The organism is Spirillospora sp. NPDC049024 (assembly GCF_040649235.1).
GTDB lineage: Bacteria > Actinomycetota > Actinomycetes > Streptosporangiales > Streptosporangiaceae > Spirillospora.
Window position 1 is genome coordinate 23,073 of sequence record NZ_JBEZFD010000022.1, and the last position, 21,240, is coordinate 44,312.

At 71.9% G+C, this 21,240-nt stretch carries 24 protein-coding genes and 3 tRNA genes; 10 read left to right on the forward strand and 17 right to left on the reverse strand.

Annotated elements, in window-relative coordinates:
- Positions 1–107: 107 nt before the first annotated feature.
- From nusG to AB0C21_RS32880, 3 genes are all read right to left on the reverse strand, one after another.
- A complete protein-coding gene (gene nusG, locus AB0C21_RS32870; RefSeq protein ID WP_500209521.1) occupies positions 108–983 on the reverse strand; it encodes a transcription termination/antitermination protein NusG in 876 nt (291 codons plus the stop codon).
- 80 nt (positions 984–1,063) lie between these two features.
- The gene (gene secE, locus AB0C21_RS32875; protein ID WP_149259628.1) at positions 1,064–1,318 is read right to left on the reverse strand and encodes a preprotein translocase subunit SecE; all 255 of its coding nucleotides are present in this window, start codon (positions 1,316–1,318) and stop codon (positions 1,064–1,066) included.
- Positions 1,319–1,450: 132 nt separating this feature from the next.
- Positions 1,451–1,523, reverse strand: a tRNA-Trp gene (locus AB0C21_RS32880).
- 255 nt (positions 1,524–1,778) lie between these two features.
- Between AB0C21_RS32880 and AB0C21_RS32885 the strand changes: the two genes are divergently transcribed.
- Complete coding sequence (locus AB0C21_RS32885) at positions 1,779–2,990, forward strand: pyridoxal phosphate-dependent aminotransferase (RefSeq protein ID WP_500209522.1); 1,212 nt, start codon at positions 1,779–1,781, stop codon at positions 2,988–2,990.
- 260 nt (positions 2,991–3,250) lie between these two features.
- On the opposite strand, the gene AB0C21_RS32890 is transcribed toward AB0C21_RS32885, so the two are convergent.
- From AB0C21_RS32890 to AB0C21_RS32900, 3 genes are all read right to left on the reverse strand, one after another.
- Positions 3,251–4,003, reverse strand: a complete 753-nt coding sequence (locus tag AB0C21_RS32890) for a hypothetical protein (RefSeq protein WP_500209524.1) — start codon at positions 4,001–4,003, stop codon at positions 3,251–3,253.
- A 3-nt stretch (positions 4,004–4,006) separates the two neighbouring features.
- Entirely contained in the window at positions 4,007–4,516 is a 510-nt protein-coding gene (locus tag AB0C21_RS32895) for a SigE family RNA polymerase sigma factor (RefSeq protein ID WP_149259631.1), read from the reverse strand.
- Between the two features lie 209 nt (positions 4,517–4,725).
- Positions 4,726–5,691, reverse strand: coding sequence for a hypothetical protein (locus AB0C21_RS32900; protein WP_500209527.1), 966 nt, complete (start codon positions 5,689–5,691; stop codon positions 4,726–4,728).
- Positions 5,692–5,927: 236 nt separating this feature from the next.
- Here AB0C21_RS32900 and AB0C21_RS32905 point away from each other — a divergent pair, with 236 nt between their 5' ends.
- Positions 5,928–7,040 carry an adenosine deaminase gene (locus AB0C21_RS32905; protein WP_500209529.1) on the forward strand — a complete coding sequence of 371 codons (1,113 nt, stop codon included), beginning with the start codon at positions 5,928–5,930 and terminating at the stop codon, positions 7,038–7,040.
- A gap of 179 nt (positions 7,041–7,219) precedes the next feature.
- Here AB0C21_RS32905 and AB0C21_RS32910 read toward each other — a convergent pair whose 3' ends face one another.
- From AB0C21_RS32910 to AB0C21_RS32955, 10 genes are all read right to left on the reverse strand, one after another.
- A complete protein-coding gene (locus AB0C21_RS32910; protein ID WP_500209531.1) occupies positions 7,220–7,792 on the reverse strand; it encodes a TetR/AcrR family transcriptional regulator in 573 nt (190 codons plus the stop codon).
- Between the two features lie 27 nt (positions 7,793–7,819).
- Positions 7,820–8,521, reverse strand: coding sequence for a GntR family transcriptional regulator (locus AB0C21_RS32915; RefSeq protein WP_500209533.1), 702 nt, complete (start codon positions 8,519–8,521; stop codon positions 7,820–7,822).
- A gap of 78 nt (positions 8,522–8,599) precedes the next feature.
- A complete protein-coding gene (locus tag AB0C21_RS32920) occupies positions 8,600–9,181 on the reverse strand; it encodes a TMEM165/GDT1 family protein (protein ID WP_500209535.1) in 582 nt (193 codons plus the stop codon).
- Between the two features lie 299 nt (positions 9,182–9,480).
- On the reverse strand, positions 9,481–10,548 hold the full coding sequence (locus AB0C21_RS32925; RefSeq protein ID WP_500209537.1) for a UDP-N-acetylmuramate dehydrogenase: 1,068 nt from the start codon (positions 10,546–10,548) through the stop codon (positions 9,481–9,483).
- 101 nt (positions 10,549–10,649) lie between these two features.
- Positions 10,650–11,075, reverse strand: coding sequence for a MaoC/PaaZ C-terminal domain-containing protein (locus AB0C21_RS32930; protein WP_500209539.1), 426 nt, complete (start codon positions 11,073–11,075; stop codon positions 10,650–10,652).
- Positions 11,075–11,512 carry a MaoC family dehydratase N-terminal domain-containing protein gene (locus tag AB0C21_RS32935; protein ID WP_149259638.1) on the reverse strand — a complete coding sequence of 146 codons (438 nt, stop codon included), beginning with the start codon at positions 11,510–11,512 and terminating at the stop codon, positions 11,075–11,077. Before AB0C21_RS32935 ends, AB0C21_RS32930 begins: the two co-directional genes overlap by 1 nt.
- 416 nt (positions 11,513–11,928) lie before the next feature.
- The gene (gene rpmG / locus AB0C21_RS32940; protein WP_067466611.1) at positions 11,929–12,093 is read right to left on the reverse strand and encodes a 50S ribosomal protein L33; all 165 of its coding nucleotides are present in this window, start codon (positions 12,091–12,093) and stop codon (positions 11,929–11,931) included.
- Between the two features lie 118 nt (positions 12,094–12,211).
- A tRNA-Met gene (locus tag AB0C21_RS32945) sits at positions 12,212–12,285 on the reverse strand.
- Between the two features lie 387 nt (positions 12,286–12,672).
- Positions 12,673–12,745 (reverse strand) — tRNA-Thr (locus tag AB0C21_RS32950).
- An 80-nt stretch (positions 12,746–12,825) separates the two neighbouring features.
- On the reverse strand, positions 12,826–13,959 hold the full coding sequence (locus AB0C21_RS32955) for an acyl-CoA dehydrogenase family protein (protein ID WP_500209541.1): 1,134 nt from the start codon (positions 13,957–13,959) through the stop codon (positions 12,826–12,828).
- 79 nt (positions 13,960–14,038) lie between these two features.
- On the opposite strand from AB0C21_RS32955, the gene AB0C21_RS32960 reads away from it, so the two are divergent.
- Positions 14,039–15,070: a hypothetical protein gene (locus AB0C21_RS32960; RefSeq protein ID WP_500209543.1), complete on the forward strand. Its 1,032-nt coding sequence runs from the start codon at positions 14,039–14,041 to the stop codon at positions 15,068–15,070.
- A 128-nt stretch (positions 15,071–15,198) separates the two neighbouring features.
- On the opposite strand, the gene AB0C21_RS32965 is transcribed toward AB0C21_RS32960, so the two are convergent.
- Positions 15,199–15,927, reverse strand: a complete 729-nt coding sequence (locus AB0C21_RS32965) for a PP2C family serine/threonine-protein phosphatase (RefSeq protein ID WP_500209545.1) — start codon at positions 15,925–15,927, stop codon at positions 15,199–15,201.
- 829 nt (positions 15,928–16,756) lie between these two features.
- On the opposite strand from AB0C21_RS32965, the gene AB0C21_RS32970 reads away from it, so the two are divergent.
- The 7 genes from AB0C21_RS32970 to AB0C21_RS33000 all read left to right on the forward strand — a co-directional run bounded on the left by AB0C21_RS32970 (position 16,757) and on the right by AB0C21_RS33000 (position 21,212).
- The gene (locus AB0C21_RS32970; protein WP_500209547.1) at positions 16,757–17,404 is read left to right on the forward strand and encodes a class F sortase; all 648 of its coding nucleotides are present in this window, start codon (positions 16,757–16,759) and stop codon (positions 17,402–17,404) included.
- Positions 17,405–17,603: 199 nt separating this feature from the next.
- The gene (locus AB0C21_RS32975) at positions 17,604–18,833 is read left to right on the forward strand and encodes a glycosyltransferase family 2 protein (protein WP_500209549.1); all 1,230 of its coding nucleotides are present in this window, start codon (positions 17,604–17,606) and stop codon (positions 18,831–18,833) included.
- Positions 18,834–18,998, forward strand: coding sequence for a hypothetical protein (locus tag AB0C21_RS32980; protein ID WP_500209550.1), 165 nt, complete (start codon positions 18,834–18,836; stop codon positions 18,996–18,998). It begins immediately after the preceding gene.
- A 61-nt stretch (positions 18,999–19,059) separates the two neighbouring features.
- Positions 19,060–19,656 carry a cadmium resistance transporter gene (locus AB0C21_RS32985; RefSeq protein WP_500209552.1) on the forward strand — a complete coding sequence of 199 codons (597 nt, stop codon included), beginning with the start codon at positions 19,060–19,062 and terminating at the stop codon, positions 19,654–19,656.
- A gap of 156 nt (positions 19,657–19,812) precedes the next feature.
- Entirely contained in the window at positions 19,813–20,349 is a 537-nt protein-coding gene (locus tag AB0C21_RS32990; protein ID WP_500209554.1) for a S26 family signal peptidase, read from the forward strand.
- A gap of 167 nt (positions 20,350–20,516) precedes the next feature.
- On the forward strand, positions 20,517–20,660 hold the full coding sequence (locus tag AB0C21_RS32995; protein ID WP_200841904.1) for a hypothetical protein: 144 nt from the start codon (positions 20,517–20,519) through the stop codon (positions 20,658–20,660).
- 18 nt (positions 20,661–20,678) lie between these two features.
- Positions 20,679–21,212 (forward strand): MauE/DoxX family redox-associated membrane protein, encoded by a 534-nt coding sequence (locus AB0C21_RS33000; RefSeq protein WP_500209556.1) that lies wholly within the window; start codon positions 20,679–20,681, stop codon positions 21,210–21,212.
- Positions 21,213–21,240: the final 28 nt, after the last annotated feature.

A 21,240-nucleotide genomic window follows, 5' to 3' on the forward strand; every position in this document is an offset into this window, starting at 1 on the left:
TCGGAGACAGGGTCAGATCTCGGAGACAGGGTCAGATCTCGGAGACAGGGTCAGATCTCGGAGACAGGGTCAGATCTCGGAGACAGGGTCAGATCTCGGAGACAGGGTCAGATCTTGGAGACCTGGTTGAAGGAGAGCTCGACCGGCGTCTCGCGACCGAAGATGGAGACCAGGACCTTGAGCTTCTGCTGCTCGGCGTTGATCTCGTTGACGGTCGCGGGGAGGGTGGCGAACGGGCCGTCCATGACGGTGACCGACTCGCCGACCTCGTAGTCGACGGTGGCGGGGGCCTTGGCCTGCTCCTTGGCGGCCTTGGCGACGCCCTCCTCCGGCTCGGGGGCCAGCAGGTTGGCGACCTCGTCCAGGCTGAGCGGGGAAGGCTTGTTCAGCAGGCCGACGAACCCGGTGACGCCCGGGGTGTTGCGGACCGCGGCCCACGACTCGTCGGTGAGCTCCATGCGGACGAGGATGTAGCCCGGCAGGACCTTCTCGTTGACCTTCTGGCGCTTGCCGCCCTTGATCTCGGTCACCTCGTGCTGCGGGACCTCGATCTGGAAGATGTAGTCCTCCATGTTGAGGGTCTGCGTCCGGGTCTCGATGTTGGTCTTGACCCGGTTCTCGTAGCCCGCGTAGGAGTGCACGACGTACCAGTCGCCCGGCTGAAGGCGGAGCTGCATCTTGAAGTCGGCGTACGGGTCGACCGGCGGGGCGGCCTCCTCCTCGCCGGCCTCCTCGGCGGACTCCTCGGCGGACTCGGCCGGCTCCTCGCCCTCGACGGACTCGGCGAGCTCGGCGGCGCCCTCGGCCGCGTCCGGCGCGGGGCCCTCCTCGCCTTCGAGCTTCGTGTCCGCCGGCTCGGCGTCGCCGGCGGAGACGACCGCCTCGGCCGTCTCCTCGGCGGGACCCGCCTGGTCTGCCGCAGCAGCCGCAGCAGACTGGGCCTCTTCAACGGCCTCGTCGTAGGGCTGTGAGGGCTCGGACACGGTGGACTCTTCTCTCGGTCTGCGGTGATGGACTTGCGAAGGTACGGCGGGGCTCGGCACCCGGCCCGGGTCGTGCGGCGTCAGCCGAAGAGCTCGTAGACGCCCTTCTGCAGCCCGTAGTCGATGCCGGAGACGAGCGCGACCATGACCAGCACGAACACCAGCGAGACGGTCGTGTAGGTGATCAGCTCTCGCCGCGTCGGCCAGATGACCTTGCGCAGCTCGGCGATGACCTGGCGCACGAAGAGCGCGGGCGAGGTCCTCCTGGAGGGGGACTTCTTCTTGCCCTTGCCCTCGTCCTTGGCCTCGGGCTCGTCGCGAGTCTCAGTCGCCATTTGCCGCCGTTCACCTCATAGGTCGTGATCCAACCACCCTGTGGTTGCCGCGCGGTCCCGTGCCGCGGAGTGCCACGGAGGGCCATTGCGCCGCCATGGCGCGGCCGGCACGGGTGCGCGCACCGCACCTCGCAGGGCAGGAGGGACTCGAACCCCCAACCGCCGGTTTTGGAGACCGGAGCTCTACCAATTGAGCCACTGCCCTTCACTTCTCCGGCTAAGGAGAAACCCGACCATGGGATCGGGCGGTGCCGGGTCCCAGCTTACGGCCTCATCGGTGCCCGCGTGCGGACAGGCTCGTATACCGGTGACACGTCACTTGGAGGAGGAGTCTACGTGCCGGAGGGGCCCGCGTCGAACCGGATATCCCGGAGATCCCGGAACGCCGCGGCGACGACCCGTCCGACCGGCTCGGATATATGGCTGCGGGTCCTGGTGCGCCGTCTGTAACGATAGGGGTATGAGCATCGACCGTCCTCGCATCTCCAAGCGCATCGCCGCGATATCCGAGTCCGCCACGCTGGCCGTCGACGCCAAGGCCAAGGCGCTGAAGGCGGCGGGCCGCCCGGTCATCGGGTTCGGCGCGGGCGAGCCCGACTTCCCGACGCCCGACTACATCGTCGAGGCCGCGGTGACCGCGTGCCGGGTGCCGCGCTTCCACAAGTACACGCCCGCGGGCGGGCTGCCCGAGCTGCGCGCCGCGATCGCCGAGAAGACCGAGCGCGACTCCGGGTACCGGGTCGAGGCGTCGCAGGTGCTCGTGACCAACGGCGGCAAGCAGGCGGTGTACGAGGCGTTCGCGGCGCTGCTCGACCCGGGCGACGAGGTCATCGTCCCGACGCCGTACTGGACGACCTACCCCGAGTCGATCAAGCTGGCGGGCGGGGTGCCGGTGGACGTCGTCGCCGACGAGACCACCGGCTACAAGGTGAGCGTCGAGCAGCTCGAGGCCGCGCGCACCGACCGGACGAAGGTGCTGCTGTTCGTGTCGCCGTCCAACCCGACGGGCGCGGTCTACAGCAGGGACGAGATCGAGGCGATCGGGCGCTGGGCCGACGGGCACGGCCTGTGGGTCGTCACGGACGAGATCTACGAGCACCTCGTGTACGGCGACGCCGAGTTCCACTCGATGCCCGTGGTGGTGCCGGAGCTTGCCGACCGAACGCTCGTCCTGAACGGGGTGGCGAAGACCTACGCGATGACCGGCTGGCGGGTCGGCTGGCTGATCGGCCCGGCGGACGTGGTGAAGGCCGCGCAGAACCTGCAGTCGCACGCGACGTCCAACGTGGCGAACGTCTCCCAGGCCGCCGCGCTCGCCGCGGTGACCGGCGACCTGTCGGCGGTCGCGGAGATGCGCAAGGCGTTCGACCGGCGCCGGCACACGATCGTGCGGATGCTGAACGAGATCCCGGGCGTGGTGTGCCCCGAGCCGGAGGGCGCGTTCTACGCCTACCCGTCGGTCAAGGCGCTGCTCGGCAGGCAGCTGCGCGGCAAGCGCCCGGAGACGTCGGTGGAGCTGGCGTCGCTGATCCTGGAGGAGGCCGAGGTCGCGCTGGTGCCGGGCGAGGCGTTCGGCACCCCGGGGTACTTCCGCCTGTCGTACGCGCTGGGCGACGACGACCTCGTCGAGGGCGTCTCGCGCGTCGCGAAGCTGCTGTCCGAGGCGAGCTGACCCGCGCGAGACCGGCGCGGACGACCCGTCCGTGGACGGCCCCGTACGAACACGAGCCGTCCGTGCACGTGCCTCCTCTGGACGTGCTGTCCACGGACTCCAGACATGAGCCGGCATTACACGAAACCGGCCCCGGGTGCACAAATCCCGGGGCCGGTTTCGCGTGGGACGGGGCCTCCGCCGGGCCCGTCACCGGGATGTCCGGCGGGACGTCCCACGCACGGCCCCTCTCCGCCGTGGGACGCCCCGCCGGACGGAGTTCAGGGGCGCACGCCCTCGGCGATGCGCATGAGCCGGTCCTTGGCCGTTCCGGCGGCGGTCACGGTGACGCCGACGCCGGACCGCGCCATCCAGGAGATCTGCCGCGCCGAGTCGGGGCGGTCCCCGGTCAGCGCGGGCATCCCGTGGACGGACGTGTGGCCCGGGACGCCCGGAGCGCGCATCAGGTCCTGCGGTCCGGTCAGCCCGTCGCCCTTCACGAGCGCGATCTCCACCCAGCCGCCGCTGCCGCGCCACGTGCACGTCGTGGTCTCGCGTCCGGCGCTGCGGGCGACATCGCACGGGCCGGTGGAGGTCAGGCCGGCCGGCAGATAGGTGATCCACTGCGGCAGCTTGCCGACGGCGCCGGGCAGCCCCGGCTTGGACGGGGCGTGCCCGTCGCCGGACGAGCCGTGCTCCTGCGGCTTCTGGGAGGCTCCCGCCTCGGACGTCCCCTTAGGAGACGGGGACCCGGGGACGCCCGAGGCGGGAGGTCGCTCCGGCAGCTGCAACGCCGAGACGGTGTTGCTGGGACGGGTCGTCTCGGAGTCGCCGGCCGGTGTGGCCCGGAACGACTGATAGGTGGGCACGAGGGCCAGGGCCGCGACGGAGGCGGCCGCCACGCCGGCGGCCGCGTGGACGCGGGCCTTGCGGCGGCGGTGGCGGCGCTTGACGTCGGCGACGAGCGACTGTGACGCGGTCGCCCCGGCCACCTGCTCGGCCATGGCCTTCCGCAGTTCACTCTCCAGATCCATCGCTCATCTCCCCAGTGGCGCCAGGTTACGGTCGAGGCGTTCCCGGAGCCTGGCGAGCCCCCGGGACGCCTGGCTCTTGACCGTTCCGACCGAACAGCCGAGAGCCTGTGCCGTCTCCGCTTCCGACAGGTCCTCCCAGAAGCGCAGGACGAGCACCGCCCGCTGCCGCGGGCCGAGCTTGCGCAACTCGTCCATCAGGGTCCCTCTCAGCTCGACGGAGTGGTTGGGCGAGACGGTCGGCGTCTCCGGGAGCCTCGCCATGTGGATCTCCCGGAGCACCTTCCACCGCCGGGACCGGCTGATCACCAGATTGACCAGGATCCGGCGGACGTAGGGCTCGGGATCGCTGTCGGGTTCCAGCCGTCCCCAGTGGCGGTAGGCCTTTTCAAGCGCGGTCTGCAGGATGTCCTCGGCGTCCTGCCGGGCCCCGCACATCAGTGCGGCGGTGCGCAGCAGGGCATCGCCGCGTGCCGCCACGAACTCCACGAACGACTCGTCGTCTCGACGCCCCACAGTGCTCCGTCCCGGCTAGAGCGGTTCCGGCAGTTTGTCTGGTCGGGGATGGGCGGCCTCCGCGCCTGGGCCGCCCATCCCTCGTCTGTGTTGTGTTCTGGTGCTGCTGTCTTGCTGGTGTTGCTCGTGCCGCCCTTTGTTACCGGTTTCTACGCTTCGTCACCAGCGGCCTCCGCTTCGTTACCGGTGTCACGGCTTCCCTGGCGGCGTCAGCCGGTCTTGCGCAGGGCGGCGGCCACGTCCTTCAGCCCGCCGGCCACGACCGGGCTGCCGTTGACGAACAGCGAGGAGCCGTTCGGGTCGAACAGCAGCACGCCGTTGCCGTTCGGGCTCTGCCAGGCGGCCACGCCGGCGACGGTCAGCGGGGTGCCGCCCTCGGGCAGGCCGAGCGCCTGCCGCAGCTGCTCCTGCGTCATGCCGGCGCGGGTCTTCAGCGTCTCGACGGTGAGCCACTGGCCGGCCTTGCCGGTCCACTTCTGCGTGACGGCGCAGACCTGCTGCTTGCGCAGCTCCGCGGAGCCGGGGACGGCCGACACGTAGCGCAGGCCCTTCGACGCGATGACGGTCTTCTCGACCGTGCCGCCGACCTTCACGACGGGCTTCAGGGTGCTGCAGTCGAGCTTCGGCAGCGCGGGCAGGGCGGGCTTGGCGGGCGCGCCGGGCACCTGCGTGTTCGGCTTGGCCTCGGTGCCGGCGGGCAGGTCGCCGGTGGACGGGGCGCAGGTGGGCAGGTTCGCCGGGACGCCGGGCTTGGCGGGCACACCGGGCACGGCCGGGACGCCGGGCTTGGCCGGGACGCCGGGCAGGTTCTTGCCCTCCGGGGCCTTCACGCCGGGGACCTCGGTGTTCGGGACGCCCGTCTTCGGCAGGCCCGTCTTCGGCAGCTGCCCCTGCGGCAGGTCCTTGGTGACCGGGTGCTGCTTGAGGTGCTGCTCGACCTGCTTCTTCACACCGTCGGCCGGGACCTTGGGCAGATCGGACTTCGCCGGGAGGCACGTCGGGGCGGTCTTGGGCGCGGCGTCCTGGAGCTTGCGCTCGACGGCGGGGGCCTTGGAGCCGTGCGACTGGAGGCCGGCCTCGTGGTGGGTGCCGGTCATGGCCCACGTCGCGCCGCCGCCCACGGCCACGGTCCCGATGGCGGACGCTGCGATCAAGGCGGCCTTCAGCGTGATCATCGTGAATCCCTTTCTGCACGGGGGTCTTGCTCGGGGGGTCTTGCTCGGGGGTGCCTGTCTCTCTCTGGCGCCCCTCGTATACGCACGGTGCCCGGAGGGGGTTGCACGCGATTCCAAAGTTTTTTCGGGGATGCCCATGGGCGTGATGGCCGCCGCGTGTCATGCGAGGTAGTCCGGTGTGGTGATCCTGCGGGGGCGGGCGTTCGGGGAGGACGATGATCCGGCAACATTGGGTCATGGAGGCCCGTACCGTTTCAGCCCGTCCGGCCGAGGACCGTTCCACGCCGGACCGTTCCATCACGGACCGCCGGGAGCCCGCGCCCGCGCGCGGTCCCGCCCGCCCGGACGTGGCCCTGCTGCCCAAGGCGCACCTGCACCTTCACTTCACCGGCTCGATGCGGCACTCCACGCTCGTGGAGCTCGCCGGCCAGCACGGCGTCCACCTGCCGGACGCCCTCGTCGAGGACTGGCCGCCCCGGTTGCAGGCGACCGACGAGCGCGGCTGGTTCCGGTTCCAGCGCCTGTACGACATCGCGCGCTCGGTCCTGCAGACGCCGGACGACCTGCGGCGGCTGCTGCGCGAGACGGCCGAGGACGAGGCCGCGGAGGGGTCCGGCTGGCTGGAGATCCAGGTCGACCCGAGCGGGTACGCGGCGCGGTTCGGCGGGCTGACCCCGACCGTGGAGCTGGTGCTCGACACGGCGCGCCAGGCGTCGGAGGCGACCGGCGTCGGCATCGGCGTGGTGATCGCGGCGAACCGGACCCGGCACCCGCTGGACGCCAAGACCCTCGCGCGCCTGGCCGTCCAGTACACGGGCAAGGGCGTCGTCGGGTTCGGGCTGTCCAATGACGAGCGCCGGGGTCGCGCCTACGACTTCGAGGGGGCCTTCAGGATCGCCAAGCGCGGCGGGCTGCTGTCGACCCCGCATGGGGGCGAGCTGCTCGGCCCGGCGAGCGTCCGGGAGTGCCTGGAGACGCTGGAGGCCGACCGGATCGGGCACGGGGTCCGCGCCGTGGAGGACCCGCGGCTGCTGGAGCGGATCGTGGACCGCGGCGTGACGCTGGAGGTCTGCCCGGCGTCGAACGTGGGCCTCGGGGTGGCGGCGACCGCGTCGGACGTCCCGCTGCGGCGGCTGTTCGAGGCGGGCGCGTCGATCGCGCTCGGCGCCGACGACCCGCTGCTGTTCGGCTCCCGGCTGGCGCGCCAGTACGAGCTGGCCCGCACCGCGCACGCGTTCAGCGACGCCGAACTGGCGGAGCTGGCCCGGCAGTCGATCCGCGCCTCGGCGGCCCCGGACGACGTCCGAACCCGCCTCCTGGCAGGCATCGACGCCTGGCTCGCCGCTTAGCCTGCGTTTCGAAGTCCCGGCCCACTTCCCCTGCCTGCTGCATCGTGGCAGACCACATCGTGGCCGATCAGAGCCGCGCAGGACCGAGGGCTCGCAGTGATCCAGGGCTCGCAGTGATAAGGGCTCGCAGTGATCCAGGGCTCGCAGTGATCGAGGCGGGCCGACGTGAGGGGGCGGGGTCAGGTGGGCGGGCGGTCGGGGTCTCTGCCGCGGAGGCTTTCCGACCAGGCCGCCATCGCGCGGGGCAGGTCGGGGCCGGCTGGGGCGCCGAACGCGGTCATGACGTTCACGAGCAGGCCGTCCGCCATGAACCGGGCGACCGCGTCGGGTCCCTCCCCCGACAGGTCGCCGACGAGGCGCCAGAGGCGGGCCCAGCGGATCCGGCCGAGCGCGGCGATCTCCTCGTCCCGGACGGCGACCGCGTGGATCCCCAACTGGAGGCGCGGAAGGGCGGGCTCCTCGCGCGGCAGCCGGAGGTACGCCCGTTCCATCGCGGCCATGGCGTCCCTGCCGCGCAGGCCGCGCGCGGCCTCCGCGAGGCGGTGCTCGATGTCGTCGAAGCAGCGTTCGGCGGCGGCGAGGAAGAGCGCGTGCTTGGACGGGAAGAGCCGGAACATGTAGGGCTGGGAGACGCCGATGCGGCGGGCGATCGTCCAGGTGGACGTGCCGTCGTAGCCGCCGTGGGCGAACTCGGCCATCGCTGCCCGGACCGCCAGCTCGCGGCGCGCACCGGCGCTCATCCTCGGGCTCATGGCGTCCACGGTAGTGACTTGGAACGATCATGGGGGCGGGTGCCACAGGCCCCGCCGTTCGAGGTGGGCGACCAGCAGTTCTCCGGCCCGGACGATGTGGGCGCGCATCTCCTCGTCGGCCGCGGGGGCGTCGGCGTCCCGGAGCGCCGCCAGGATCCGGCCGTGGTCGCGGACGGCGACGCCTGGCCAGTCGGCGAGCCGCCCGTACAGGCCGCGCGGGACGTAGCGGGCGGCCGTGCCGAGCGACCAGGCGAGCTTCGGCGAGTCGGCCGCCAGGTTGATCTCCCGGTGGAAGAGGTGGTTGCGCTCCTCCATGAGGTCGGGGCGGTGCGCGGCGTTGTCGCGTGCCAGGGCGTGCTGGAGGCCGTCCAAGCGCCGCAGGGCGTCGGGGCCGATGCGGGGCGCGGCGCGCTTGGTCAGTTCCGCGGCGATGCCCGCCTGAACCCAGAACAGGTCCTGGACGTCCCGTTTCGACAGCGGCGCGACGACGAACCCGCGCCTCGGCTCCAGGACGACGAACCCTTCGCTGCGGAGCGATTTCAGCGCCTCCCTGACGGGTGTGACGCTGATCCCGAACTCCATGGCGAGGCGTTCCAGCCGCAGGTGCTCGCCGGGCCGCAGCCGCCCGTCCATGATCAGTTCGCGGAGGCGGGCGGCGGCCTCGTCGCTCAGCTGGAGCCGCGTGCCGAGCGCCTGCCGGGGCGGGGGGAGGGGAGCGGGAAGGACCACGGTCGTACTCCAGTCCGGGCCCTGCCGCGGCGCGCCCCGCGGTTCCTCAAGGGCCCTGGAGGGATTGTTCCCGCCGGGTCACGCGGTGATGCCCTCGATCAGCAGCAGGACGCCGAAGACGGCGAACCCGGCGGCGGCGCCGTACTTGATGACGCGCTCGGGCAGCCTGCGGCCGAGCATCTGGCCGACGACGATGGCGAGCGCGTCGGCGGCGACCATGCCGACCGTGGAGCCGAGCCACACTCCGGTCAGCCCGGCGAGGCCGCCGTGGTCGGCGGCGAGGGTGACGGTGGCGAGCATCGTCTTGTCGCCCAGTTCGGCGAGGAAGAACGCCCCGCCGACGGCGAGGATCGCCGATCCCGTGGCGCGCCGCGCCTTGTCGCGCTCGTCGTCGTCGAGCTCGTCGCCGCGCAGCGTCCACAGCGCGAAGCCGAGGAACGCGATGCCGGCGATGATCGAGATCGGGCCGGTGGGGAGCGCGGCGCCGAGGGCCGCGCCGAGCGCGACGCTCGCCAGGTGGACGACCGCGGTCGCGGCCGTGATGCCGATCAGCACCGGAAGCGCGCGGAAGCGCGTGGCGAACGTCATGGCCATGAGCTGGCTCTTGTCGCCCAGCTCGGCCACGAAGATCACGGCCAGGCTGATGAGGAAGGCGGACACCTGATCCCTTTCGCTCGTGCTGCCGGGCGAAAGGGCGGGGGCTCGCGCGCGCGACCTCGGCCCGGCATGACTGCCAGGCCGAAGGTCTCGTCCGCCGCGATGTGAATCGGGCCCGCGTGACCGGGCGCCGTCGGCGGCGCCAGCATGTCGACCACGCGATTGGGACTACTCCCCCTCGACGCCGCCCACCCTACCAACCCTCACCCGACGCCCCACGTCAGACGGCCCCTGCACTCTGAACAGCCGACCCGCGATCGGGCGGGGCTGTCTGGGGTGGGGGCCGGGGGGTGGGGCCGGGGTTAGAGCGTCACGCCTACCATGACGGGCTCGTTGACCAGTTCGACGCCGAAGGCGTCGCGGACGCCGTCGCGGACCTCGCGGGCCAGGGCGAGCAGGTCGGCCGTGCCGGCGCCGCCCGGGTTGGTGAGGGCGAGGGTGTGCTTGGTGGAGATCCTGGCGGGGCCGCGCGCGTGGCCCTTGGTGAATCCGGCGCGGTCGATCAGCCAGGCGGCGGACGTCTTCACCCGGCCGTCGGCCTCGGGGTAGCGCGGGAACGTCGCGTCCGGGCCGAGGCGTTCGGCCACGCGGCGTTCGAGCTCGGCGAGCCGGTCCGGGTCGAGGATCGGATTGGTGAAGAACGATCCGGCGCTGCGGGTGTCGGGGTCGGTCGCGTCCAGCACCATGCCTTTGCCGCGCCGCAGTTCGAGGACGGCGTCGCGGGCCTCTTTCAGCGTGACCCGGTCCCCCGGCCGGACGTCCAGCTTCCGGGCGAGTTCGGCATAGGCGATGGGCTGCGATTCCTCGGTCTCGTCCAGCGCGTATGTCACGTCCAGGACGACGTACCGGTCGTTGCCCTTGAAGACGCTGTGCCGGTAGGTGAACCGGCAGGCGTCGCGGTCGAGGACGACGCAGGCGCGGGCCTCCCGGTCGTAGGCGCGGACCTCGACGATCGTCTCGCTGACGTCCTGCCCGTAGGCGCCGACGTTCTGGATCGGCGTGGCGCCGACGCGGCCGGGGATGCCGGACAGGCACTCGACGCCGGCGAGCCCGTCGGCGACGCAGCGGGCGACGAACGGGTCCCAGTCCTCACCGGCCTGGACGCGGAGCAGGACCTTGCCGCCCTCGGCGGCGACGCGCTCGGTGCCGCGGGTCCCGACGTGCACGACGGTGCCGGGGAACCCGTCGTCGGACACCACGAGGTTGCTGCCGCCGCCGAGCACGAGGACCGGCTCGCCCTCGTCGTCGGCCTTGCGGACGGCGGCGACCAGTTCGGCCTCGGTCGTCGCCTCGACGAAGCGCCGCGCGGGCCCGCCCAGCCGCAGCGTGGTGTATCCGGCCAGGTTCACGTCTTCGGCGAACACCGCCACGTCGTCTCCCCCTCCTGCCGCCCCCGCGCCGCCGGGCGGCCCGCCCTCGTCCGGTGGCCTGCGCACCGGCCGGGGCGGCCCCGGCCGGTGTGCCGCCGCGCTCAGGCGAGCTTGACGACCGCCTTGGCGCGCGTGAGGACCTTCTGGTCGTTGGACCTGGCGGTGAGCGCCACGACGACCTTGTTGTCGTCGAGCTTCTCCTCCACCTTGCCGCTGATCTCCAGCGTCGCGCCGCCCTGGTCGGGGACGACGACCGGAGAGGAGAACCGTACCCCGTAGTCGACGACGGCGCCCGGATCGCCGACCCAGTCGGTGACGTAACGGCCGCCCTGCGCCATCGTGTACATGCCGTGCGCGATCACGTCCGGGAGGCCGACGGCCTTGGCGACGGACTCGCGCCAGTGGATGGGGTTGAAGTCGCCGGACGCGCCCGCGTACATGACGAGGTTCGCGCGGTCGACGGCGTAGGTCTGCGCGGGGATCTCGGTTCCGACCTCGACGTCGGCGTAGTTCACCTTGGCGGTCATCAGGCCCCCCGCTCCACGATCGTGTTGTAGGACTTGCAGACCAGTTCGCCTTCGACGGTGGCGACCTCGGTCTCGACGACCATCTTCTCGTTGTTGCCGATCGAGCGGATCTCGGTGATGGTCGAGGTGCAGGTGATGACGTCGCCGGCGCGCAGCGGGCGGGTGTACTCGAAGCGCTGCTCGCCGTGCACGACCATCGCGTAGTTGAGGCCGAGGTCGGGGTCGGCGAGGCCCGGGTTGCCGAGGGACACCACGATCGGGAAGGTGGGCGGCGCGATGACGTCGGGGTATCCGGCCGCCTTCGCCGCCTCCTGGTCGCGGTAGAGCGGGTTGCGGTCGCCGATCGCGTCCGCGAACTCGCGGATCTTCACCCGGCTGACCTCGTAGGGGTCGCTGGGCGGGAAGGTCCGCCCGATGAAATCACGGTTGAGTGCCATGCAGTCCGTCCCTCCAGGTGGACCAGGGCTCCGGAGCCGCCGCCGGCCGCGCTTCCCGCCGGTCCGCGACGCCCGGGCGCCCTCTGAGCGCGCTGGTTCCGTCTCTTCGGACGGACGGTAACAGAACGACGTTCAGCCCGTCCTCGCGGGTCTCACTGCGAGAACGGGCTGATCATGTCAGGGCAAGCATGCGAAGAAGTCTGCGGGGGCGGACTCGCGCCGTGGACGGGTCTCCCGGTGCGGACTGCGGGTCCGTGCTCCCGGGGTTTCCCAGTGTGGACGGCGGGTCCTGGCCCTGCTTTCAGCGGGCAGTACTTCTCCGTCCGGACCTCGGTTAGCGCGTCTCCTTGTGCGGACGGTGCGTCCTGGCCCCGTGTTGAAGCGCAGCGGGCAGTACTTCTCCGTCCGGACCTCGGTTAGCGCGTCTCCTTGTGCGGACGGTGCGTCCTGCAGTTGGGGCAGTACTTCTTGATCTCCAGGCGGTCCGGGTCGTTGCGCCGGTTCTTCCGCGTGATGTAGTTGCGGTGCTTGCACTCCTGGCAGGCCAGCGTGATCTTCGGCCGGACGTCGGTGGCAGCCACGATGGAGTGCCTTTCTGAGCTAGGGACATGGACTTTCGGACCTCGGCCGTCCCAGGGGGCGGCCGGCGATTCGACCCAGCCTGCTCACCCCCGGGGTGGGGGTGAGAGACCTGGGTAGTAGCGAGGGCCGGACTTGAACCGGCGACACAGCGATTATGAGCCGCTTGCTCTGCCTGACTGAGCTACCCCGCCGTGATGGTCGGTGTGGACCGGATTGACAGGATACCGGATGCGCACCGAGCCCTGGAAACACGAAATCCCGGGTGAGGATCGGGGAATCGGTTCCACGGGCTCCGCGGGACCGCCTCCCAGGTTACCGGGTGAGCCGACGATCTGCGAAACGTCCTGCTGGAACCGGTGGGACGGTACCACAAGCCCAGGTAGGGAGCGAATCAGGACGGCCTGCGCTCGGACAGTGACAGCTCTGCCCCTGTCCCCTGAACCGGCCGTGGCCCCATGAAAGGGCCCTGCGCCATGTATCGGCCCTGCCCTGGGAAAGAGCATGCCCGGTGAAACAGCCCTCCCCCGGAAACGACGAAGGCCGCCGTCCGGAGTGCGGATGGCGGCCGGGATGCCGTGAGCCCCTTTACGGAATCGAACCGTAGACCTTCTCCTTACCATGGAGACGCTCTGCCGACTGAGCTAAAGGGGCCTGCGTCGTTCGCGCAGTGAAACCATACACGGCCCGGGCGCGTGGTGCGAACCGGATTCCCTCACCGGTGTCGGTGCTGGTCAGCGCAGCAGGTTGCGGGCGATGACGAGCTGCTGGATCTGGCTCGTCCCCTCGTAGATGCGGAAGAGCCGGACGTCGCGGTAGAAGCGCTCGACGGCGACGCCGCGCATGTAGCCCATACCGCCGTAGACCTGGACGGCGCGGTCGGCGACCCGTCCGACCATCTCCGAGCAGTAGTACTTGGCGCAGGACGGGCCGAGCTTGGTGTCCTCTCCGGCGTCGTAGGCGCGGGCCGCCTCCAGGACCATCGAGCGTCCCGCGTAGAGCTCGGTCTGCGAGTCGGCGATGAGCCCCTGGACGAGCTGGTACTCACCGATCGTCCTGCCGCCCTGGCTGCGTTCCTTCGCGTACGCGACGGTCTCGTCCAGGATCCTTTGGGCGAGGCCCACGCAGACTGCGGCGATGCTGAGCCGCCCGTGGGCGAGGGACGCCATCGCGGTGCGGAAGCCCGTTCCCTCCGTCCCGACCATGGCGTCGGCGGGGACGCGCACGCCGTCGAAGAACACCTCGGCCGTGTGGGCGCCGCGCTGGCCCATCTTCTGGTCGGCCGGGCCGACCCGCAGCCCGTCCGCGCCCTTCTCGACGAGGAAGGTGGAGATGCCGCGCGAGCCGGCGCCGCCCGTCCTGGCGAAGACCATGAAGACGTCGGCCTCGGGCGCGTTGGTGATGAACCGCTTGGCGCCGTCGATGACGTAACCGTCGCCGTCGCCGTCGCGGACCGCGGTCGTGGTCAGCGTGCTGGGGTCGGACCCGGCCTCGGACTCGGTCAGCGCGAACGCCCCGATGACCTCGCCGGACGCGAGCCTGGGCAGCCAGGCGTCCTTCTGCTCCGGCGTCCCGGAGTTCACCAGGACCTGACCGGCGATGCCGTTGCTGGTGCCGAACATGGAGCGGAACGCGGGGCTGGCATAGCCGAGCTCGAAGACCAGCCGCACCTCCTCGCTCAACGACAGGCCGAGCCCGCCGTACTCCTCGGGGAGCGCGTACCCGAACAGGCCCATGTCACGGGACGTGCGCCGCAGCGCCTCCGGGATCGCGTCGGTCTCCTCGATCTCCTCCTCACGCGGGACGACCTGCTCGCGGACGAAGCTGCGGACGGCCTTGAGCACGTCGGCGAAATCCTGTGGCTCCATGCGCGCCATTCTAGAATCAGATTCCAAGATGGCGCTCGGGTTCTCTTTCGACCCGCCCGATGTGCCAGGCTTAACGATCATGTCGCTTCAGCCTCTCGTCGACCGGATCGTCCGGGCCGCGGTGGTCGAGGACCGCGCCTTCGGCGACCTCCTGCCGCAGCTCATGCAGGCGTCCCAGTCGGCCTCGCCCGCCGAGATGACCGCCGCCCTGCCCCGACTGGCCGAGGGCGTCGCCGAGGCGCCCCCGAACCTCGGCGGCTGGCTCGCCGTCGTCACCGGCGCCTGGATCGAGAACGGCGCCGACCCGGACCCCGTCGGGGCGCCCCTCGTCCACCGCATCTCGGAGGTCACAGCCGCCGCGCTGGCGTTCGCGAACGCGTGGGACCAGGCCGCCGCCGGCAAGCCGCCGCCGGACATGCAGGAGGAGCAGCCGTCCCAGGAGGTCTTCGACACCGTCGAGCCGCACCTCGGGGACGGCGCCGTGACCGCGATGATGTCGTGGTTCGCGCTGCCGCAGTTCGCGATGGCGGGCTGCACGGTCCTGCAGATGGGGCCCTCGGTGCGGGCGGGCATCGCCGAGCGCGACTTCTGCGCCTTCGCAGCCGGGCAGGCCGCCCAGTACCTCGGGCAGATGGAGCACTACCAGGCGCTGCTGCGCGTCCTGGACGGCGAGCGCCTCCTCGTCCTGGACCGCGCGAGCCGCAAGGGCTGGACGGTCACGATCGGCGGGATCGGCGACAACTTCCAGCTGCACGTCCTGCTGGCGGGGGCGCTCATCGGGCGGCCGGGCGGGCTGACCGGCGACCGGCCGGCCCCCGAGATCATCGCCTGCTTCCTGAACGCCGACGTCCCGCCCGGGCGGCCGATCATCTCCAGCCCGTGGAACCTCGTCGACGCGCACGGCGAGTGGATCTGGAACGAGGGCGTCCCGGCCGACATCCCGGTCGTGAACGGCACCCGCGTCGTCGTGATCGACCCGCCGCCCTACGAGCGCACGTTCCCGGCCGGACGGCGCTTCCCGCTCATGCCCGCCACCCTCCGCGTGGACGGCATGCACCTGCCGGAGGACCTCGACGCCTGGTGGCCCCACATCGCGGCCCCGACGCGCTGAGGCAGAGCGGCCCCGACGCGCTGAGGCAGAGCGGCCCCGACGCGCTGAGGCAGAGCGGCCCCGACGCGCTGAGGCAGAGCGGCCCCGACGCGCTGACGGCAGGGCTCGCGCGGGGACCGGCGCTTCGGTCAGGAGTCGAAGCGCACGAAGACGGCGGTGGCGTCGTCGTATCGCTTACCGCGGGCCGCGGGCGCCGATGCCTCCGCGGCCCTGGTCCTCCTGACCAGTTCCCGCGGCCCCTGCTCGTCCAGGAGGCGGAGCAGGTCGTCCCACTCCATCTGGCCGAAGCGCTCCACGAGCCTGGACGCGCCGTCGCTCAGCACCGCCGCCCGCCGCAGCCCCTCGACCGGCACCTCACCGGTCAGCCCCTCGTAGGCGGCCTCCGGTCTGGTGCTCGCCACCCAGAAGCCGCCGGGGCTGTTGCGGGACCGCCGCACGCCCTCCAGCGTGTAGCTCGGCAGATGGTCGACCCGGTCGTCCCGGAAGACCCTGATCTCTCCGACGTCCACCACGATCGGGGAGTCGGCGAGGACGTACCACTCCACGGCCCCGCCGCGGCGCCGCAGCAGCGACACGGTCGCGGACGGACTGTCCGGATTCTCCAGGTCGCACGTGTCCGTGTGCGCCTCCCCGGTCACCTTGATCGCCTCTGCGACCAGGTCGGGCAGCGGCTTGCCGTCCTCCAGCGCCAGCAGCCCCGCGATGCGCCCGCCGAGCCTGCGCACCAGCCACGCGGGGTCGTGCCGGCATCCGCTGTCCACCCCGTTCGGCGCCGTCGCCCCGTCCAGCAGGACCACCCAGCCGGGGCCCGCCGCCACGAAGTCCTCGTTCTCCCGTCCCGGCGTCGCCTCACTCACATAACTCACCTGCACGGATGCAGGTCTACCCGCTGACCCGCCCGCAACGGGCCGCTAGACCAATTCCCTCACCCTCGGTTCCCGCGCCTGACCTGATGTGGTCGCCCGCTCTTCCGCTGGGCTGACCGTTTCGGGGTGGTCGGCGAAGAACGGCCTCGTCCGCGCGTCCGTCGAGCGGCCGGACGCTCTCGCTCCACTCCCCCGGAATCCACCACCGCCCGTTTGCGCGGCCGCCGCCACGTTGAGCCGGTCGTCCCGTACTCGACCGTGCGGCTCCCGTAGGCGCCGCGCGGGGGGACGCGGAGGGACGCGGCACGAGGCGTCCTCACTACAGAGCGTTGACGTGGCACCGAGGCCCAGTCCGGCCCGTCGGAGACGTGGTCCACTCCGGCCCCGGGTTTCGGTCGCGGTCGACAGGACCACGCCATCGTGCCGCTGACCTGGGAAGATCATCTTTCGGCGGGCCAGGAGACCGCTTTCGGACAGCGATCTTTGTATCCATCGACCGGGTCGGCGGCGTCCGCATCGACCGGCCCACGCCGCTCCGCAGGAGCGCCACATCCTCGTCCGTGACACGTTTTCCCAGTTCACGCGCCGAGATCGAGAGTCGCCCAGGGATGTTCGTGGTCCCCAAGCCCAGCCGTCCGACCACGCGTCTGACAGGTCCAATGACTCCCATGCGACCAGATCACCCCAACTGTCACATATCGTTCACCTGCAGCTTCATCCCCCAATAGACCGAAACGTTAACTCTGACCCATTACCGTTCGATCGTCGCCGCGCTCCCCGGCGAAACCCCGACCCCTGCCGGTGAAGGAGAGAGCGGCCCGTGACGCATCGTGGCCAACGCGCGCGCGTGTTCGCCGCCGTCGCCGTGGGAGCGGCCGCCCTGCTCGTGGCCGCCTTCCTGGCCTTCCACGCATGGCGGGAGGACCCGGCCGCCGCCGCTCCGCCGATGCCGTCCCCCGACGCGTCCCGTCCGGCCGAGCCCGCGACCGCGGCCGCACTTCCGCCCGCGGCGCCGCTCCGCCTCGAAGTGCCGCGGATCGACGTCCGGACACCGCTGATGAAGCTGGCCAAGAACCCGGACCAGACCGTCGAGACGCCGCCGCTGAGCCGCGCCCAGGAGGCCGGCTGGTACCGGCTCGGCGCCGCCCCCGGCAGCCGGGGCGCGGCGGTGGTCATCGGGCATGTGGACTCGACCCGCGGCCCGGCCGTGTTCTACCGGCTGGGCGAGCTGCGCCCCGGCGACAAGGCGAGCGTGCTGCGCGCCGACGGCCGCACCGCCGTCTTCCGGATCGACTCCGTCGAGCGGTTCGGCAAGAACCGCTTCCCCACCCGCCGCGTCTACTCCGACCCCGGCTACCCGGCGATCCGCCTGATCACCTGCGGCGGACGCTTCGACCGCGCCACCGGCCACTACGTCGACAACGTCATCGCCTTCGGCCACCTCGTGCGCTCCGCGGAGGCCCGCTGACATGCGTCCCGCCCACGAAGCGCCCGAAGGGTCCCGTCCGCGGCCCGGACGCCACCGGTTCACCAGCCCGGCGCCGCCCGGCGGCACGCCCCAGGTCCGACGGACGTCCGGTTCGGGACACCTTGCGTCCCCGACGGCCTGGGGAGGCCCGTCCGCGTCCCACCGCGCCCCCTCTCCGACCACCACCGTGCCCGACCGGATGGCGGCCGCGCTCATGCCGCCGCCGGTGCGGCGGCACCCGGTCGCGCCGCCCCGCCCGACCGGCCCTCGGCCGCGTCCGGTGCCCGGTCCGCCGCGCCAGGAGAAGCGGCAGCAGCAGGAGAAGCAGCCGAAGCAGAAGAAGCGGGACGGCAAGCGCGACCAGCCGCCGGTGCGCGCCGACGCGATGCGCGTGACCGTCCTGATCCCGGCGCACAACGAGGCGAAGCAGATCACCGAGACGATCGCCTCGCTGCGCCGCCAGGAGCGGCCCCCGGACCACATCATCGTGATCGCCGACAACTGCACCGACGCCACCGCCGCGTTCGCCCAGCTGTGCGGCGTCGAGATCGTCGGCACCCGCGGCAACAAGCACAAGAAGGCGGGCGCGCTGAACCAGGTCCTCGACCGGCTGCTGCCGATCTTCGGGCCGGACGACGCGGTCATGGTGATGGACGCCGACTCGGCGCTCGACCCGGGGTTCATCCGGCACGGCGTCGAGTACCTGGCCACCGGCCGGTACGCGGCGGTCGGCGGCACGTTCACCGGCAAGCCGGGCGGCGGCACGGTCGGCATGTTCCAGCGCAACGAGTACGCCCGCTATGCCCGGGACGTCCGGCGCCTGCAGGGCAAGGCCCTCGTCCTCACCGGGACCGCGACGATCTTCCGCGCCACCACCCTCCAGGATGTGGTCGCCGCCCGCCGGGAAGAACGCCTCCCCGGACTGCCGCACGTCTACGACGTCCGCGTGCTGACCGAGGACAACGAGCTCACCCTCGCGATCCTGCACCTCGGGTTCCGCATCCTCTGCCCGAAGGAGTGCACGCTCACCACCGAGGTGATGCCGACCTGGCGGGAGCTGGCCCAGCAGCGGCTGCGCTGGAAGCGCGGCGCGCTGGAGAACCTCGTCGACTACGGCTGGACGCCCATCACCCGCCCCTACTGGGGACGGCAGCTGCTGTCCCTGCTCGGCATCCTGGTGATCACCGCCTACCTGCTCTCGCTCGCCTACTCGGCGGTCTACCTCGGCGGGATCCAGCTCAGCCCGGTGTGGGGCGGCATCACGGTGATCTTCATGGTGGAGCGCGTGGTGACCGTCCGCCAGCGCGGCCCGGCCCAGATGGCGATCGCCGCCACCATCGTCGTCGAAATGATCTTCGACGTCTTCCTCCAGATCGTCCAGGCGCGTGCGTTCTGGCAGGCCGCCTGGCGCAAAGAAAGGAAATGGTAGATGTACCACAACCCCCCGATCGGCGGCGTGGCCGCCGGTTTCGGCGGCGCCGCCGCCGCGTCCCCCTGGCTCGGCCTCCAGGCCCTCTGGCTCGGCCTCGCCCTCTTCACCCTTGTCTCCGCGGGCCTCGCGGTGAAGCGCATCCTCCCCGCCCGCAAGGGCTGACCGTGAGGGCCGGGGACCCCCCTCCCGGCCTTCACGCGCCCGCTCCGGTAGGTTCCGGCCGGTGAACGGAATCGCAGGCACGGTCGCGACGGCTGGCGGCCTGTTCGCGGCGACGAACGTCGACGACCTCATCGTCCTGACCGTCCTGTTCCTGTCCGACCGCGCGACGGGCTCCCCGAAGCCCCGGCAGATCTGGGCGGGCCAGTACCTGGGCATCGCCGCCCTGGCCCTCGTCTCGGTGGTCGCCGCGCTGGGCCTGGAGATCGTCCCGGACGAATGGATCGGGCTGCTCGGCCTCGTCCCGCTGGCGCTGGGCATCCGCGGCCTCGTGGCGGCCGTCCGCTCCCGCGACCACGACGCCCCTCCCGCGGTGGCCTCGGGCCTGCTCCCGATCGCGGGCGTCACGATCGCCAACGGCGCCGACAACATCTCGGCCTACACCCCGGTCTTCCGCACCATCGGCCCGGCGCCCACCCTGGCCACCCTCGCGGTCTTCGCCGCCGGCGTCGCCCTGTGGTGCCTGGCCGCCTCCTGGCTCGGCTCCCACAAGAAGGTCATCGACCTCCTCGACCAGCACGGCCGCCGGCTGGTCCCGATCGCCTTCATCACCATCGGCACCCTGATCGTCCTGCAGTCCACCACCGCCCTCGGCCTGTAGCTCACGCGAAGCCCTTGGGATGCTCCCGCCGTACGGACGACAGGGCCGCCGATCGGCTACCCACCGACCTCCGCCACGGCATCGGCCTTGGCCGCGGCCGCGTCGGCCTTATCTCGGGGCGGCTGAGCGGTCGGCCGTCGCTACCATCGGTCGATCATGGGGCGAATATCGACTTCGCGGGGACTGCGGCTACTGGGCGGAGCGGCCGTCGCCGCGGCAGGTGCGCTGCTGGCACTCGGATGGGGGCGCAGAAGCCTGGTGGTGGTCACCGTGCAGGGGACCAGCATGCTGCCCACAATGCAGGACGGCGACCGCGTGCTGGTCCGGCGGCGTCCTCTGCGGCAGGTCAAGCGCGGGGACGTCGTCGTGCTCGAACCTCCCCTGGACGGGCCCTACCTGCCCGGCCCCGCAGGTCCCGACGGACGGATCTGGAACGTCAAGCGCGTCGCCGCCCTCCCCGGTGACGAACTGCCGCCCGGCATACCCGGCGCCTCGGGTCTCGCCGGAGAGCGGGACACGGTGCCGCCGGGGGCGCTCGCGGTCCTCGGCGACAACCCCGACAGCATCGACTCCCGCCACCGGGGCCTTTTCTCGGGCGACCGGCTACTGGGCGTCGTGGTGCGCCGCCTGAGCGTCACACCGCACCCGAGTCAACGGCCGGGCGGGGGGCAGATGCCGACAAGATCCTTCTGATCTTGATCGCAGAGTGCACAAGCCGGCATCGCCGGCCGGCCGCCCCCTTGCCGTAAATGATCAACGTCATTAGCTTCGGCACCGGTGGGCGTGATCATCTTGGCGCGACGCGCCGCCGCTCGGAACCCCGGGCCGGAACGATCCGGCCCCGACTTGAGGAGTCCCTCATGATCCGTGCACTCAACCGCCTGGGCGACCGGATGCTCGGCCGGGTCCTGCCGAACACGACCGCCCGCGCCGAGCCCTGCTGGTGGACGTCGACCGGCGTCCGCTGCTGCATCTACGCCGGCAAGACCTACTGCGGCATCTGACACCCGCCGCCGCTCGCCTTGCAGTACGTCACGCTGACCGCGCGCTGCGCCCTGGGGCTGATCTTCCTGGTCGCGGTGGCCGGCAAGGTCCGCGGCCGGGACGCCTTCCGGGAGTTCCGGCTGTCGGTGCCCGGCCTCGCGCCCGGCCTGCCTCCCACGGCGACGGCCGCCGCCGTGGTGGCCGCGGAGTCCGCCGCCGTCGTACTGCTGGCCGTCCCGCGGACGGCGCCGGCCGGCCTCGCGCTGGCCGGCGCCGTCCTGTTCGCGTTCGCCACGGCGATCCACCGGGCACTCCGCGACGGCAGGAACGCCACCTGCCGCTGCTTCGGCGCACGCCCGTCCCCCGCCGGACGCGTGCACGTCGCGCGCAACCTCGCCCTCACCACGCTCGCCTGGGGCGGCCTGGCGTCGCACCTTGCGGCCCCCGGGCCGGTGCACCCCGCCGGCGCCGTCATCGCGGTGGCGGGCGCGGGCGTCCTGACCCTGGTGTTCGTCTTCTTCGACGAACTCGCCGACCTGCTGCTCGCGCCGTCCGCACGCTCTCCGCAGTGACGCGTCCCGGCACCATCATGAGGGAGCA

Coding starts and splice junctions, on each gene's coding strand:
- secE (WP_149259628.1), bottom strand. CDS start 1,318: ATGGCGACTGAGACTCGCGACGAGCCCGAGGCCAAGGACGAGGGCAAG.
- AB0C21_RS32885 (WP_500209522.1), top strand. CDS start 1,779: ATGAGCATCGACCGTCCTCGCATCTCCAAGCGCATCGCCGCGATATCC.
- AB0C21_RS32890 (WP_500209524.1), bottom strand. CDS start 4,003: ATGGATCTGGAGAGTGAACTGCGGAAGGCCATGGCCGAGCAGGTGGCC.
- AB0C21_RS32900 (WP_500209527.1), bottom strand. CDS start 5,691: ATGATCACGCTGAAGGCCGCCTTGATCGCAGCGTCCGCCATCGGGACC.
- AB0C21_RS32905 (WP_500209529.1), top strand. CDS start 5,928: ATGGAGGCCCGTACCGTTTCAGCCCGTCCGGCCGAGGACCGTTCCACG.
- AB0C21_RS32910 (WP_500209531.1), bottom strand. CDS start 7,792: ATGAGCCCGAGGATGAGCGCCGGTGCGCGCCGCGAGCTGGCGGTCCGG.
- AB0C21_RS32930 (WP_500209539.1), bottom strand. CDS start 11,075: ATGACCGCCAAGGTGAACTACGCCGACGTCGAGGTCGGAACCGAGATC.
- AB0C21_RS32935 (WP_149259638.1), bottom strand. CDS start 11,512: ATGGCACTCAACCGTGATTTCATCGGGCGGACCTTCCCGCCCAGCGAC.
- AB0C21_RS32955 (WP_500209541.1), bottom strand. CDS start 13,959: ATGGAGCCACAGGATTTCGCCGACGTGCTCAAGGCCGTCCGCAGCTTC.
- AB0C21_RS32960 (WP_500209543.1), top strand. CDS start 14,039: ATGTCGCTTCAGCCTCTCGTCGACCGGATCGTCCGGGCCGCGGTGGTC.
- AB0C21_RS32975 (WP_500209549.1), top strand. CDS start 17,604: ATGGCGGCCGCGCTCATGCCGCCGCCGGTGCGGCGGCACCCGGTCGCG.
- AB0C21_RS32980 (WP_500209550.1), top strand. CDS start 18,834: ATGTACCACAACCCCCCGATCGGCGGCGTGGCCGCCGGTTTCGGCGGC.
- AB0C21_RS32990 (WP_500209554.1), top strand. CDS start 19,813: ATGGGGCGAATATCGACTTCGCGGGGACTGCGGCTACTGGGCGGAGCG.
- AB0C21_RS32995 (WP_200841904.1), top strand. CDS start 20,517: ATGATCCGTGCACTCAACCGCCTGGGCGACCGGATGCTCGGCCGGGTC.